This window comes from Pseudomonas sp. GM50 (genome assembly GCF_000282375.1).
Lineage (GTDB): Bacteria > Pseudomonadota > Gammaproteobacteria > Pseudomonadales > Pseudomonadaceae > Aquipseudomonas.
The window spans coordinates 1-14299 of record NZ_AKJK01000063.1 but is presented as its reverse complement, the minus strand read 5'-3'; the positions used below and the strand labels follow the sequence as shown (position 1 = coordinate 14299).

The window sequence follows — 14299 nt, the reverse complement described above, 5'->3', positions numbered from 1 at the left end:
CTGGCGACCTTTTCGTGACTCGTGTTGCCGCCCCAATGACCGCGTTGAAATACCTCCAGACCTATCCCGCTGCGTTGCAGGACCAGGTGCGTCAGTTGATCGCCGAAGGTCGGCTGGGCGACTACCTGAGCCAGCGATATCCGCAAAAGCACGGGGTGCAGAGCGACAAGGCGCTGTACACCTATGCTTTGGACCTCAAGCAGGAATACCTGCGTAACGCCCCGGCGATCGACAAGGTGTTATTCGACAACCGTCTGGACCTGACCCACCGCGCGCTCGGCCTGCACACCGCGATTTCCCGGGTGCAAGGCGGCAAGCTCAAGGCCAAGAAAGAAATTCGCGTGGCATCGTTGTTCAAGGACGCGCCCTCCGAGTTTCTGAGAATGATCGTGGTGCATGAGTTGGCGCACTTCAAAGAGTCGGATCACAACAAGGCGTTCTACAAGCTGTGCGAACACATGTTGCCGGGGTATCACCAGGTGGAGTTCGATGTACGGGTGTACCTGACTTGGCGGGATATGCAATAGAAGTTCAAGATCAAAAGATCGCAGCCTTCGGCAGCTCCTACGCGCCTGTGGGCGCTGCCGAAGGCTGCGATCTTTTGATCTTCTGATAAGGAGCGCATGGATGGACGTGAGCAAGACCAAAAGCAGCTTCTACCGCCGGTTGTACGTGGCGTACCTGATCGATAGCGGATTGGCCAGCAGCGTCCCGGCGTTGACTGAAGTCACCGGCATGCCTCGGCGCACAGCCCAGGACACCATCGCGGCATTGGCGGATCTGGATATCGTTTGTGAATTCGAGCAGGAAGAGGGCGCGCGCAACCATGCGGGGCGCTATCGGATTCGCGAGTGGGGGGCGATTGATCGGGGGTGGATCGAGCGTAATCTGCGGCAGATCAAAGCGGTGTTGGAGTATCCCTGAATTTCTGCAGCGACAGGGCTGACGTCTTCGCGGGCAAGCCTCGCTCCTACAGGGGCGGAGGTGGCCGACACATAATCTGTAGGAGCGAGGCTTGCCCGCGAAGAGGCCCTCAGGAACGACGCATCCCGATATGCGGAATGTCATCCTCCAGGTATTCCTCACCCACCACCACAAACCCGTACCGCCCGTAGTACCCCTGCAAATGCGCCTGGGCCGAGAGGTAGATCGGCACTTCAGGCCAGTGCTTCTCGGCCTGTTTCAATGCCTGGCTCATCAACTCATGCCCAAGCCCGGTGCCGCGTGCAGCGGGAGCTATGATCACTCGGCCAATCACCACGTCGCCGCCCTGTAACTCCGGGTCGAGCAAGCGCAGGTAAGCCACCAGGCGATCCCCGTCCCAGCCCATCAAATGACAGGTGTCACCTTCAAGGTCCTGCCCATCGATGTCCTGATAAACGCATTTCTGCTCGACGACGAACACTTCGGCGCGCAGCTGCAGAAGGGCATACAGCTGCTCTTTACCCAGATCGCTGTGGTGCTTGCAGACCCAATCGATTGTCATCTTCAGATTCCTTGAACAACGTTGCTCCGATACTAAGCGTCCTGACGCGGGATGTCTTGATGGCAGAGAAATCTGTGACAAAGGCCAAAATGCCATCATTCATTTCTCGCGAGATTGTCTTCTTTGTGTAATCTGCGATGAAGCGCTGTGCAATGTCGTCGATGAGCTAATGTTAGGACCTGGGTTTCGCCGGTAGAGGGGCCTTGGAGTTTTGGCTGAAAAACACGCCGGGCAGCCCGCCCGCTAAGGATTTTCTGGCATGCCGCGATTGCATCGAGCGTTTGCTTTGATTGGATTGCTGTTGCTGACACAGAGCGCGGCAGCGCAAAAGCTGCGTCTGGTAGCCGATGCCTGGCCGCCCTTTACCGACGCCACGCTGGTCAATGGCGGATTGGCCACGGACATCGTCAGCACTGCGCTGGCCCGGGCCGGCTATGCCAGTGAGTTCGAACAGGTGCCATGGGCGCGAGCCTTGTTTGGGGTAGGCGAGGGGCGTTACGACGTGCTGGTCAACGCCTGGTACACCGACGAGCGCACGAAACTGGGGCAGTTTTCCAGCGAGTACCTGCTCAACCGCGTGCGCTTTCTCAAGCGCAAAGACGCGCCGATCGAATTTAGCAACCTGCAACAACTGCATACCTACCCGATAGCGGTGGTACGCGGTTATGCCTATTCGCACGAGTTCGATGACGATGTGTCGTTGCAGAAAGTCCCGGTGCATAACTTCGCCATGGCCGTGCGCATGGTCGCGGCCGACCGGGTCAAGCTGACTCTGGAAGACGAGTTCGTCGCCCGGTATTACCTGGCTCGCGAGTCACCCAAAGTACGCAATGCCGTGGAGTTTTTGCCCAAGCCGTTGAGCGAGAACAGCCTGCATATTCTGGTGAGCCTGAAGAACCCCCAGCATGAACAGATCGTCGCCGGGTTCGACCGTGAGATTGCGGCGATGAAGGCTGATGGGAGTTATGAGAAATTGCTCAAGCAGCATGGGATGTGATCTGAAAGGACTGCGGTGTTTGAGTTGACGTCTTCGCGGGCAAGCCTCGCTCCTACAGATTAGGTGTCTGGCACAAATCCCGTGGCCGACACTGATTCTGTAGGAGCGAGGCTTGCCCGCGAAGGGGCCGGCCCGGTCACTAAAAGTCTCAAGCCTCGCTCGTATCCTTGATCAAATGCGCCGCCAACGTCCGCAACGGCCCCAGCTGCCGGCAGATCAACGCCAGTTGCGTCTGCACCAACCGCTGCCCTTCATCGATCTCATCCGGCATCTGCTCAAGCCCATTGGCCAGCGCTTCTTCCTCATCACTCTGAATCGCAATCGGCTGTTTGCTCGCCAGACCTTGGGCGATTTCGTCGAGGCTGGTGGCCAGGCTCACGCCGGCGCCGTCGACCAAATGCTCGCGCACGTCCGACGGTAGTTGGGTTTCGCGGTGCGCGCCCAGCCCCGATAAATAGCTGAGCAAGGTGTGCGACAGCACCAGGAAACGGAACCCGACGTCCGCTTCCTTACGGAAATGCCCCGGCTCCATCAGCATGTTGGCCAGCGTCGTCGACAGCGCGGCATCGGCGTTGTGCGCGTTGCGTCGGGCCAGGCGATAAGCCAGGTCGTCGCTTTTACCGGCGGCGTATTGCTGCATGATCTGGCGCAGGTAAATGCTGTTGCAGGTCAGGGTGTTGGCCAGCACTTTGTTCAGGCGTCGACCCTGCCAGTCCGGCAGGAACAGGAATACCGCCAGCCCGGCGATCAGACTGCCGAGCAAGGTATCGAACAGTCGCGGCAGAAGCAGCCCATAACCATCGCCCACCTGGTTGAAGCAGAACAGCACCATGAGCGTGATCGCGGCTGTCGCCAGGGTGTAGCGGGTGGTGCGGTTGGTAAAGAACACCACCCCTGCAACGATGGCGAAGCTCGACTGGATCAACGGGTTAGGGAACAGATCGAACAGTGCCCAGGCCACGGTCAGGCCAATGGCGGTGCCGATGATCCGCTGCCCGAGTTTGCGCCGGGTGGCGCCGTAGTTTGGCTGACAGACAAACAGCGTGGTGAGGATGATCCAGTAACCTTGCGACGGGTGGATCAAATGCACCATCGCGTAGCCGATGCTCAACGCCAGGGGCAGGCGCAGGGCATGGCGGAACAGCAAGGACGTCGGCGTCAGCTGCGTGCGCAAGCGTATCCAGACATCCTTGAGGCTGCGTGGCGAACGGTCGAGCAGGCTGCTATCGGTGGCATCTGCGAGCGCATCGGGGTTGCTGGCGTCGCTGAGTAAACGGTCGAGGGTGCCAAGGTTGGCAGCCAACGCTCGCAACGAACGCAACAGGCCGCGCCAGGCCGGATTGCTCTGGATACGCAGGTGTTCGAGGGACGCGTGCAGGTCGCTCAGGGCCTCGGCGAAGCTTGCGTCATAGGTGAATGGCTGGCGCATCTGGATCGATTCGGCCAGCGCGCGGCAAGCCTTGCCTTGCTGGCGCAGCAGGCGCTGACAGCGGAACAGCACGTCGCTGTGGAAGAACGCTTCGGCCAACGCGTTGTAGGGGTAGTGTGAGGAACTGGCGCGCTCGTGAATGTCCTGGGCGAGGAAGTACAGCTTCAGATAACGGCTGACTTTCACGCCCGGCCGACCGTCGCCGACCCGATGCAGAATGATTTCCTTGGCGGCGTTCAGGGCCGCCACCACCCGACCATTCTGTTGGGCCAGTTCCAGGCGCCGCGCTTCCACGTCCATTTGCCGGATCGGTTCGAACAGCGACGATTTCAGTTTCAGGTAATAACCCAGTTCACGGAACAACCGCGCCAGGCTCTGCTGCACCGGCTGGTTGGAAAACATTGCCTGCCACAGCACCGAGAGCAAGCCATACCAGGCCGCACCGGCCACCAGCAGCACCGGCTCGTGCCAGAAATCAGTGACCGCGCCGCCTCGTTGGTCCACGCCGATCATGGTGTATACCGATAGAATCAGCGTCGCTGAAGCGATCGCGCCATACCGTTCGCCCAGCGCGCCGAGCATGGTCAGGCAGAAGCTGGCCAGGGCAAAGGCGATGATAAAGAGGACGGGGTAGGGGAAGAGCAGTTCGACGGACAGGGCGGCGACCATAAAACACACGAGCGTCACGGCCAGTGCGTTGAGGCGACCCTGCCAACTGTCGTCGGTTTCAGCCAGGGCGCTCGCGATGATCCCCAGGAACAACGGGATCAGCAGCCCCATTTCATCCTGATACCAACACAGCGCCATGCTGCCGGTCAGGGCGATGAATACCCGCACGCTATAGCTGAATTTATCCAGCGCCCAGAGGCGACGCAGAGACTGCCGAAATGTGGTCGATGACATGAAGTGCGAAGGCCTTCCGAGGCAATGACGCTAAATTGAGCCACTAATGACGCCGACGCAATGGCGCCGATCACATCTGACAGCAAAATCTGTTCCTTGCGCACTCTGTGTTGCCTGTCGGGACGCCTTCGCGGGCAAGCCTCGCTCCTACAGGTTTTGTGTCGCCACAAAAATTGCGGCAACTCCGCCCCGTAGGAGCGAGGCTTGCCCGCGAAGAACGATAACGCGGTCGATCAGACGTACTGCGCGGCGGCGTAACCGGAGGCCCATGCCCACTGGAAATTGAAGCCACCCAGATGCCCGGTGACATCGAGCACTTCACCGATGAAATACAGCCCTGGGCTTTTCAGCGATTCCATGGTCTTGGACGACACTTCGCGCGTGTCGACGCCGCCCAGGGTCACTTCGGCAGTGCGGTAGCCTTCAGTGCCGGCCGGCACGACTTTCCAGCTCGCCAGTTTTTCGGCGATGTCGGCCAACTCGGCGTGGGTGTATTGCTTCATCGGTTTGGAGACGAACCAGTTGTCCGCCAACAGGTTGGCCATCTTCTTGGTGAAGATTTCACCGAGCAGGGTTTTCAACTCGCTATTCGGGCGTTCGGCCTGCTGCTGTTGCAGCCAGCTCGGCACGTCGTGATCCGGCATCAGGTTGATTTCCACCGTGTCGCCGGATTCCCAGAACGACGAAATCTGCAAGATCGCCGGCCCGCTGAGGCCGCGGTGGGTGAACAGGATGTTTTCGCGGAAACTCTGGTCGTTGCAGCTCACCAGGCAATCCACCGACGTACCGGACAGCTCGGTGCAAAGCTCCTTAAGCTGATCGGTGATGGTGAACGGCACGAGGCCGGCGCGGGTTGGCAGCAGGTCGTGACCGAACTGCTTGGCCACTTGATAACCGAAACCGGTGGCGCCCAGGGTCGGAATCGACAAGCCGCCCGTGGCGATCACCAGGGATTCGCAGGTGATCTGGCCCAGCGTGGTATCCAGCAGATAACCGCTTTCCAGCTTCTCGATAGTCTGAATCGAGGTGTCCAGGTGCAGATTGACGCCGACCTGATCGCATTCGTCGAGCAGCAGGCCGAGGATGTCGCTGGATTTGTTATCGCAGAACAACTGGCCGAGTTTCTTCTCGTGGTACGGCACGCCGTGTTTGGCCACCAGGCCGATGAAATCCCACTGGGTGTAGCGCGCCAGCGCGGATTTGCAGAAATGCTCGTTCTGCGAGAGGAAATTGCCCGGTTCGGTGTACATGTTGGTGAAATTGCAGCGGCCACCGCCTGACATGAGGATTTTCTTGCCGGCCTTGTTCGCATGATCGAGCAACATCACCTTGCGCCCGCGCCCGGCGGCGGTCAGCGCACACATCAACCCTGCGGCGCCAGCGCCAATGATCACGACTTCGGTAGAGCGCAAAACGGTGTCCTCTTGAGGTGTCGCCACAAAACAAACTGTGGGAGCGAGCCTGCTCGCGATGAGGCCTGCACATTCAACATAGATGTTGTTTGACAGTCCGCCATCGCGAGCAGGCTCGCTCCCACAGGGGATATGCGTTGTTTTTACAGGATGCGCACGCGCAGCGAGCGGCCTTTGATTTTACCGTCGTTCAGGCGCTGCAAGGCTTGCTTGGCGATCCCGCGCTCCACGGCCACATAGGCCTGGAAGTCGAAAATCGCGATCTTGCCGACCTGGGCGCCCGGGATGCCGGCATCGCCGGTCAGTGCGCCGAGAATGTCACCCGGACGTACCTTGTCTTTACGGCCAGCGCCGATGCACAGCGTGCTCATCACCGGCAGCAGCGGTGCGCCGCCCTGGGATTTGAGGTTGCTCAGCTGATCCCAGCTCAACGGCGACTTCTGCAGTTGCTCGATGGCTTGGGCGCGGTGGGCTTCGGACGGGGCGACCAGGCTGATCGCGATGCCTTTCTCGCCCGCACGACCGGTACGGCCGACACGGTGAATGTGGATTTCCGAGTCGCGGGCCAGTTCGACGTTGATCACCATGTCCAGCGCATCGATGTCCAGACCGCGCGCGGCAACATCGGTGGCGACCAGTACCGAAGTACTGCGGTTGGCGAACATGGCCAATACCTGATCGCGGTCACGTTGTTCCAGGTCACCCTGCAGACCGACGGCGGAGATGCCTTTGGAGGTCAGGTGATCAACGGTTTCCTGAACCTGCTGCTTGGTGAAGCAGAAGGCAACGCAGGAAGCAGGACGGAAATGCGCGAGGACTTTGACCACCGCGTCCATGCGCTCTTCCGGAGAGATTTCGTAGAAGCGCTGCTCGATCTGCGTATCGTCGTGGAACGCCTCGGCCTTCACGATCTGTGGGGTGCGCATGAACTTCGACGCCAGTTGCTTGATGCCCACCGGGTACGTGGCGGAGAACAGCAGGGTCTGGCGGCGCTCCGGGGTCTGGGCGATGATTTCTTCGATGGAATCGTAGAAACCCATGTCGAGCATGCGGTCGGCTTCGTCGAGGATCAGCGTGTTCAGGCCATGGAGCACCAGCGAACCCTTGCGCAAGTGCTGCTGGATGCGCCCGGGAGTGCCGACGATGATGTGCGCGCCGTGCTCCAGGGAGCCGATCTGCGGGCCGAAAGACACGCCGCCACACAGGGTCAGGACCTTGATGTTGTCTTCGGCACGGGCCAGGCGACGGATTTCCTTGGCAACCTGGTCGGCCAGCTCGCGAGTCGGGCAAATGACCAGTGCCTGGCAACCGAAGAAGCGCGGATTGATCGGGTTCAACAGGCCGATACCGAAGGCGGCGGTTTTGCCGCTGCCGGTCTTGGCCTGGGCGATCAGGTCCATCCCCTTGAGGATCACCGGCAAGCTTTGCGCCTGGATCGGCGTCATCTGGGCATAACCGAGGGAGTCGAGGTTAGCCAGCATGGCGGCGGACAGCGGCAAAGTATTAAAAGCGGTGGCGATGGTGGTCACGGGACTGGCCTGCAAAACAAAATGTCGCGCAGTGTATCAGTCTCATGGCCATTCGCCTGAAGTTTCCGGACGAGAAGTCGTAGGGTCAGTGCTCGATATCGTGCTCGCGGCTGACCGTCCGTCGGCCATCCTTGGGTGAAAGCTGCGAGAAGATCGTTGCAGCCAGCATCGCCATGATCCCGACCGTCACAAACGTCAGCTGGAACGCGCCCAGAACCGTGTCCACGCCGTCATTACCGATCTCTGCCGTGAAGCCACCGAGCAGGGCGCCCGCGCAGGCCACACCGAGGCTCAGGGACAATTGCGCGACTACCGACAGCAGACTGTTACCGCTGCTGGCGCTGGCGTCGTCGAGGTCGATCAGGGTGACGGTGTTCATCGCGGTGAACTGCAAGGAGTTGATCGCCCCCAGAACCGCCAACTGAGCCAGCAGCAGCCAATACGGCGTCTGCTCGCTGACCAGGCCCATGCTTGCCAGCATGATCCCCAGCGCCAGTGTGTTGCCGGTCAGCACGCTACGGTAGCCGAACCGTTCGATCAGCGGCCGCGCCACCGACTTGGCGACCATCGCGGCCGCAGCCAGGGGCAGCATGCTCATCCCGGCCTGTGACGGCGAATAACCCAGCGCCACTTGCAGCAACAACGGCACCAGGAACGGCAATGCGCCGCTGCCGAGGCGAGCGAACAGATTGCCGAGGATGCCCACCGCGAAGGTCCGGGTCTTGAACAGCGATGGCGCAAACAGCGGATTGTCGATGTGCCCGGCCCGCAGCCAATACGCCGCCAGACAGGCCATGCCGCCGAACAGCAGCAACATCACCCGCAAGTGCGGCAGGTGCAGTTCGCCGAGGCCTTCCATGGCGATGGTGATCAATACCATCGCCGCGCCGAACAGCAAAAAGCCCAGGCTATCGAAGCGAGTGCGTTCACTGCCGCGCAGGTCGGGAATGAATTTCCATACCGCGTAGCAACCGAGGACGCCCACCGGCAGGTTGATCAGGAAGATCCAGTGCCAGGTCAGGTATTGCACCATCCAGCCGCCCATGGTCGGGCCGATCAGCGGGCCGAGCAGGCCTGGAATGGTAATGAACCCCATGATCCGCACCAGCTCCGAGCGCGGATAGGCACGCAGGACCACCAATCGACCGACCGGCAACATCAACGCGCCACCGAGGCCCTGAATCACCCGGGCGCCGATGAGCATGCTCAGGGTGCTCGACAAGGCGCAAAGCAATGAGCCGAGGCTGAACAGGAGGATCGCGCCGAAAAAGATCTTTTTGGTGCCGAAACGATCGGCGATCCAGCCGGAGGCGGGGATCAGTAAGGCGACGGTGAGCATGTAGGCGATGATTACGCCCTGCATGCGCAGCGGGTCTTCGGCCAAGTCCCGAGCCATGGCGGGGAGGGCGGTGTTGAGGATCGTCCCGTCGAGGGACTGCATGAAGAAGGCAATGGCCACAACCCACGGTACCCAGCGGGCGGTGACGGCGTCGAGAGGTGGGCGGTTGGGCATGGGGCCTCTTGTGGGTTAATGCAGATTCATGGTCGACGTTGAACCCTGTGGCGAGGGGGCTTGCCCCCGTTCGGCTGCGCAGCAGTCGTAAATCCGGCGAATGCGGTATGTCTGATAGAACGCGTTTGCCGATCCAGGGGGCCGCTTCGCAGCCCAACGGGGGCAAGCCCCCTCGCCACAGGTTTATGTTTACAGCGTCAACGTAAGTCGGCTGACGAGCGCGCCCGGCAACAACGCCGAAGCAGTCGCCCGCTGACTGTAGGTGCTGGCCGACAACAGCAGCTCGCGTTCCTCGGTCAACGCTTCGAGCTGCGAGCCGAGCAGGCTGTAGACGCTGTCATCGAAACGCATGGTGCTGACCGGCGCCTGAATCTCGCCGTTTTCGACCCAAAAGGTCGCAAACCGCGTCATGCCGGTCAGGCGCGCCGCCGGTTGGTCCGAGTAGTTCAGGTACCACAGGTTGCTGATGTAGAGCCCGGTGCCGAGGCGCTTGAGGATGTCCGCCTGCGCAAGGTTGCCGCCTTGCATGACCAGCGCCGTCGGGTATTCATGGCTGCTGGCGCCATTGGCAGTGAGGCCGTATTCGGCGGCGCTGCGGGAATTGATCAGTCGGGCATTGGCCATGCCTTTGGCGATCAACCCCAGGTCATCGCGGGGGTAACCTTCGTCGGAAAACGCCGGGCTCAAGGAGCCGCTGACCTGCTCACTCAACCACACGCCGGGGTTGAAGCAGGTTTCGCCGGCGTAGAGCTTCTGCAGCGGGCTCTGCTTGCTGGCAATCGCCTGGGCCGAAAACCCGCCCCAGCTCAGCATGCCCATGATTTCTTCCAGCGCCGCTGGCGCCAGATAGGCGCGGTATTCGCCGGGCGCCAGCGTACGCAATGGTCGACCCAGAAACGCCAGCTGCTCGCGGGCCTGCTGGAAGCGCCTGGCAAAGCCTTCGCTGCTCCAGTCGTGCCCGGCATAGCTGGCTTTTACCGCCTGACCGTTTTCATGGAACAGGCTGAAGTCGAAGTTGAAGCTGTTGGCCTGATGCCAGCCGAACGCGCCCGAGGAACTGGCGAAACCGCGACTGATCGGCCCGGCGGCATAGAAACCGACCAGGTCCAGGCCCTCGGCGGCCTGAGTGATTTCAGCGACCACTTGCTCGGTGTCCGGCAGCGGATGCTCCTGCACGTTGTTGCTCTGCCAGTCCTTATGATTGAGCTGCAGGTACGGGTCCTGAGGCAACAGTGGCAGGGTTTCGCGCAACTGCTGCAGACCTTCGGCCAGGCGCTGAAGATCAACTTCGTGGTCGCCCGACAGGGTGATATTCAGATCGGCATGACGACCATCGTTAATCAATTTGAACCCGACACTCGCTTGCTGCACCTGCCCGGCCTGACGGACCTTGGCGTGGTTGAAACGCACGAAAGCCGACGACTCGGCGGCGTAGCTGAGGGTGAATTGCTCCGGCGTGCGCAGTGCATCGCGCAGCCAATTGACCAGGTCCTTGAATGACTCGGCCTGGCTATTTGAAGTGCTCGTGGCAGTACTCATCAGGCATCTCCCCCAAACACATCCACATTGCTGAACACACAGGCCGGCGACGCATGACCGACGCGGATCACCTGGTTCGGTTCGCCCTTGCCGCAGTTCGGCGTGCCTAGCACTTTGACGGTGTTGGCATCGCCGACAGCGCTGAGGCTTTTCCAGAATTGTGCGGAAATCGCCCGGTAGTTCGGGTTCTTCACCACGCCTTTGAGTTCGCCGTTTTCGATCAACTGGCCCCATTCGCAACCGAACTGGAATTTGTTGCGCGCATCGTCGATGGACCACGAACGGTTGGTGCTCATCAAAATGCCGTGCTCGATATTGCCGATCAGTTGCTCGAGCGGCTGATCGCCGGGCTCGATGTTGAGGTTGGCCATGCGGTCGATCGGCGGACGGTTCCAGCCACACGCACGGCTGTTGGCGACGCCGTCGAGGCCTGCACGGAATTGCGACAGCGCACCACCGAGCGGGCGCAGCAGCAAACCTTCTTTAATCAGAAATTGCTTGCTGGCAGCGCTACCGTCGTCGTCATGGCCGTAGCTGGCGAGTTGCTCGGGGATGTCCGGGTCGAACGTCACGTTGAGCAGTTCGGAGCCGTATTGCAGGCTGCCGAAGTCTTCTGCCTTGACGAAACTGGTGCCGGCATAATTGCGCTCGTCGCCCAGGATGCGGTCCAGTTCCAGCGGGTGACCGATGGACTCGTGGATCTGCAGCATCATCTGGTCGGGCATCAGCAGCAAGTCGCGCGGGCCTTGCGGGGTGTTCGGCGCCAGCAGCAATTGCAGCGCCTGATCGGCGACTTTCGGGCCGGCACCGATCAGGCCGCAACGGCTGATCACATCGAAGCCGCCTTGTTGGCCGAAATTCTCGCGGCCCAGGGTGCGGGTCTGGCTGTCGTTGCCGTCGTAGGCGGTGACGTCCAGGCTCGGGTAGACGAAGCGCTGGGCCTGACGCAATTCGGCACCGGCGCTGTTGAGGTAGATTTGCTCGACGTTGGTGATGCCGATGCTCGCCTGCCAGTTCACCAGTCGCTCGTCCTTGGGCACGGCGGCGGATTCGGCGCCGAGCAATTGGTAGCAATCGCTGAGGGACGGGAAGGGCTGGTCGAAGTTGGGTGAGAAATAGTCGGCGCGGTCGCTGGAAACGGCTTGCTCGCGCAGGTCGAGCAGAGCGTGAGGCTTGAGTCGACGGGCTTGTTGCTCGGCTTTCTCCAGCGCGGCTTGCAGGCCGGATTGGGACAAGTCGTTGGTGGCGGCATAGGCTTCGACGCCGTTGACCCGAACGGTCAGCATCGCGCCTTCGTCGCGGCTCAGGCTCGGCGGTTCGGCGACGTTCTTGCGCACCGACAGGTACTGGCCGGACTCGCGCACATAACGCAGCGAAAAGAATTCAGCGCCCGTGCGCAAGGCAGCGAAGCGCTGCTTGAGCTGGGGGTGGAAATCGAACATTCGGGAACCTCCTTGGTATGGAGTTGCGATGTATCGGTATTGCGAGGGGATGAAACGTTTGCGTGGCGCTAGATTAGGCCGGTGCGAGGGGTAGGATCAAGCGCGGAGCGGTGTAGGAAAAGGAATGCCGAGAGATGTGTGGTGTTTGTCAGGGCCCCATCGCGAGCAGGCTCGCTCCCACATGGGTTTTTGGTTTGATCGCATATTTGCAATCCAACCCGGAACCTGTGGGAGCGAGCCTGCTCGCGATTGGCCGCACCGCCGTCTAAATGTCTTACTGAGCAGTCAGGCTCACATCCCGCAACGGCTTGCCACGCACCGGTGCATCACCGGCCACGTAGTAATCGGCCTTGCTGCGTGGCAATGGCTTGCGACCGCGGATTTTGTCGGCGATTTTCTCGGCCATCATGATCGTTGGTGCGTTCAGGTTGCCGGTGGTGATGATCGGCATGATCGAGGCATCGACCACGCGCAAGGCTTGCATGCCGTGCACACGACCTTCGCCATCGACCACGGCCATTTCGTCGGTGCCCATCTTGCACGAGCAGGACGGGTGGAACGCGGTTTCGGCGTGTTCGCGGATGAACTTGTCCAGCTGCTCATCGGTTTGCACGTCGATGCCCGGGCTGATTTCACGACCACGGAAGGCGTCCAGTGCAGGCTGCTGCATGATTTCACGGGTCAGGCGGATGCCATCGCGAAATTCTTGCCAGTCCTGCTCGGTGGCCATGTAGTTGAACAGGATGCTCGGGTACTCGCGCGGGTCCTTGGACTTGGCCTGGATGCGACCACGGCTTGGCGAACGCATGGAGCCCATGTGCGCCTGGAAGCCGTGCTCTTTCACACCGTTGCTGCCGTTGTAGTTAATCGCCACCGGCAGGAAGTGGTACTGAATGTTCGGCCAATCGAATTCCGGACGGGTGCGGATGAAACCGCCGGCTTCGAACTGGTTGCTGGCGCCGATACCGGTGCCGTTGAACAGCCACTCGGCACCGATGGCCGGCTGGTTGTGCAGCAGCAGCGACGGGTACAGCGAGACCGGTTGGGTGCAGGCGTATTGCAGGTACAACTCAAGGTGATCCTGCAGGTTTTCACCAACGCCCGGCAGGTCATGGACCACCGGGATGTCGAGTTTCTTCAGCAGTTCAGCCGGGCCGACGCCGGAGCGTTGCAGAATCTGCGGCGAAGCGATGGCGCCGGAGCACAGGAGCACTTCTTTGCGGGCACGGACTTCAACGCGCTCTTCAGCGGCGCCGATCAGGTAACGCACGCCGACCGCACGTTTGCCTTCGAACAGGATCTTGTCGGTCAGGGCGTGGGTAACGATGGTCAGGGTCGAGCGCTTCTTGGCGACGTCCAGGTAACCGCGAGCGGTACTCGCGCGACGGCCGTTCGGCGTCACGGTGCGGTCCATCGGGCCGAAACCTTCCTGCTGGTAGCCGTTGAGGTCTACGGTACGCGGGTAACCGGCCTGCACGCCGGCTTCAACCATCGCGTGGAACAGCGGGTTGTTACCGGCTTTCGGCGTGGTCACGCTGACCGGACCGTCGCCACCGTGGTAGTCGTTCGGGCCGATGTCACGGGTTTCTGCCTTGCGGAAATACGGCAGGCAGTCGAGGTAGGTCCAGTCTTCCAGACCGGGCAGTTTCGACCAGTTGTCGTAGTCCATGGCGTTACCACGGATGTAGCACATGCCGTTGATCAGCGAAGAACCACCCAGGCCCTTGCCGCGACCGCATTCCATCCGGCGACCGTCCATGTGTGGCTCTGGATCGGTTTCATACGCCCAGTTGTAGCGACGGCCTTGCAGCGGGAACGCCAGGGCGGCCGGCATTTGCGTGCGGAAATCCAGACGGTAGTCCGGGCCACCCGCTTCGAGCAACAGGACGGTGACGCCTTCGTCTTCAGTCAGACGGGTCGCCAGGGTGTTACCGGCCGAGCCGGCACCGATGATGATGTAATCGAATTCTTGGGACATTGAAATGCACCCTCTTTGAAAGTGGTCAGGTCATGGCCGTGGCGAGTGCTGCGCACTCGATTCGCGGGCAA

At 61.0% G+C, this 14299-nt stretch carries 11 protein-coding genes; 3 read left to right on the top strand and 8 right to left on the bottom strand.

The genetic code is table 11. The features are described 5' to 3' along the window. The first annotated feature begins 35 nt into the window (after window positions 1-35). Window positions 36-527, top strand: a complete 492-nt coding sequence (locus PMI30_RS13715; RefSeq protein WP_008010298.1) for a M48 metallopeptidase family protein — start codon at window positions 36-38, stop codon at window positions 525-527. Between the two features lie 100 nt (window positions 528-627). Next, window positions 628-924 carry a winged helix-turn-helix domain-containing protein gene (locus PMI30_RS13720; RefSeq protein ID WP_007894945.1) on the top strand — a complete coding sequence of 99 codons (297 nt, stop codon included), beginning with the start codon at window positions 628-630 and terminating at the stop codon, window positions 922-924. Window positions 925-1033: 109 nt separating this feature from the next. Here the strand turns inward: PMI30_RS13720 and PMI30_RS13725 are convergent, their stop codons facing one another. Beyond that, complete coding sequence (locus tag PMI30_RS13725; protein WP_008010296.1) at window positions 1034-1486, bottom strand: GNAT family N-acetyltransferase; 453 nt, start codon at window positions 1484-1486, stop codon at window positions 1034-1036. 259 nt (window positions 1487-1745) lie between these two features. On the opposite strand from PMI30_RS13725, the gene PMI30_RS13730 reads away from it, so the two are divergent. Next, window positions 1746-2483: a substrate-binding periplasmic protein gene (locus PMI30_RS13730; protein WP_008010294.1), complete on the top strand. Its 738-nt coding sequence runs from the start codon at window positions 1746-1748 to the stop codon at window positions 2481-2483. Window positions 2484-2631: 148 nt separating this feature from the next. Here the strand turns inward: PMI30_RS13730 and yccS are convergent, their stop codons facing one another. From yccS to betA, 7 genes are all read right to left on the bottom strand, one after another. Then, window positions 2632-4815, bottom strand: a complete 2184-nt coding sequence (gene yccS, locus PMI30_RS13735; protein WP_008010291.1) for a YccS family putative transporter — start codon at window positions 4813-4815, stop codon at window positions 2632-2634. A gap of 233 nt (window positions 4816-5048) precedes the next feature. Further along, the gene (locus PMI30_RS13740) at window positions 5049-6227 is read right to left on the bottom strand and encodes an NAD(P)/FAD-dependent oxidoreductase (RefSeq protein WP_008010289.1); all 1179 of its coding nucleotides are present in this window, start codon (window positions 6225-6227) and stop codon (window positions 5049-5051) included. A 143-nt stretch (window positions 6228-6370) separates the two neighbouring features. Beyond that, entirely contained in the window at window positions 6371-7708 is a 1338-nt protein-coding gene (gene dbpA, locus PMI30_RS13745) for an ATP-dependent RNA helicase DbpA (protein WP_238541994.1), read from the bottom strand. A 133-nt stretch (window positions 7709-7841) separates the two neighbouring features. After that, window positions 7842-9269 carry a multidrug transporter subunit MdtD gene (mdtD, locus tag PMI30_RS13750; protein ID WP_008010285.1) on the bottom strand — a complete coding sequence of 476 codons (1428 nt, stop codon included), beginning with the start codon at window positions 9267-9269 and terminating at the stop codon, window positions 7842-7844. A 189-nt stretch (window positions 9270-9458) separates the two neighbouring features. Beyond that, window positions 9459-10808 (bottom strand): TldD/PmbA family protein, encoded by a 1350-nt coding sequence (locus PMI30_RS13755; protein WP_008010283.1) that lies wholly within the window; start codon window positions 10806-10808, stop codon window positions 9459-9461. Then, a complete protein-coding gene (locus PMI30_RS13760; protein ID WP_007894967.1) occupies window positions 10808-12250 on the bottom strand; it encodes a TldD/PmbA family protein in 1443 nt (480 codons plus the stop codon). The genes PMI30_RS13755 and PMI30_RS13760 overlap by 1 nt, the downstream gene beginning before the upstream one ends. Before the next feature lie 274 nt (window positions 12251-12524). Then, complete coding sequence (gene betA / locus PMI30_RS13765; protein WP_008010281.1) at window positions 12525-14228, bottom strand: choline dehydrogenase; 1704 nt, start codon at window positions 14226-14228, stop codon at window positions 12525-12527. Window positions 14229-14299 lie beyond the last annotated feature (71 nt).

Excerpts from the sequence above, each read along its gene's own strand:
- yccS (WP_008010291.1), bottom strand. The coding sequence starts at position 4,815 with ATGTCATCGACCACATTTCGGCAGTCTCTGCGTCGCCTCTGGGCGCTG.
- dbpA (WP_238541994.1), bottom strand. The coding sequence starts at position 7,708 with ATGCTGGCTAACCTCGACTCCCTCGGTTATGCCCAGATGACGCCGATC.
- PMI30_RS13760 (WP_007894967.1), bottom strand. The coding sequence starts at position 12,250 with ATGTTCGATTTCCACCCCCAGCTCAAGCAGCGCTTCGCTGCCTTGCGC.
- PMI30_RS13725 (WP_008010296.1), bottom strand. The coding sequence starts at position 1,486 with ATGACAATCGATTGGGTCTGCAAGCACCACAGCGATCTGGGTAAAGAG.
- PMI30_RS13720 (WP_007894945.1), top strand. The coding sequence starts at position 628 with ATGGACGTGAGCAAGACCAAAAGCAGCTTCTACCGCCGGTTGTACGTG.
- betA (WP_008010281.1), bottom strand. The coding sequence starts at position 14,228 with ATGTCCCAAGAATTCGATTACATCATCATCGGTGCCGGCTCGGCCGGT.
- PMI30_RS13715 (WP_008010298.1), top strand. The coding sequence starts at position 36 with ATGACCGCGTTGAAATACCTCCAGACCTATCCCGCTGCGTTGCAGGAC.
- PMI30_RS13730 (WP_008010294.1), top strand. The coding sequence starts at position 1,746 with ATGCCGCGATTGCATCGAGCGTTTGCTTTGATTGGATTGCTGTTGCTG.
- mdtD (WP_008010285.1), bottom strand. The coding sequence starts at position 9,269 with ATGCCCAACCGCCCACCTCTCGACGCCGTCACCGCCCGCTGGGTACCG.
- PMI30_RS13755 (WP_008010283.1), bottom strand. The coding sequence starts at position 10,808 with ATGAGTACTGCCACGAGCACTTCAAATAGCCAGGCCGAGTCATTCAAG.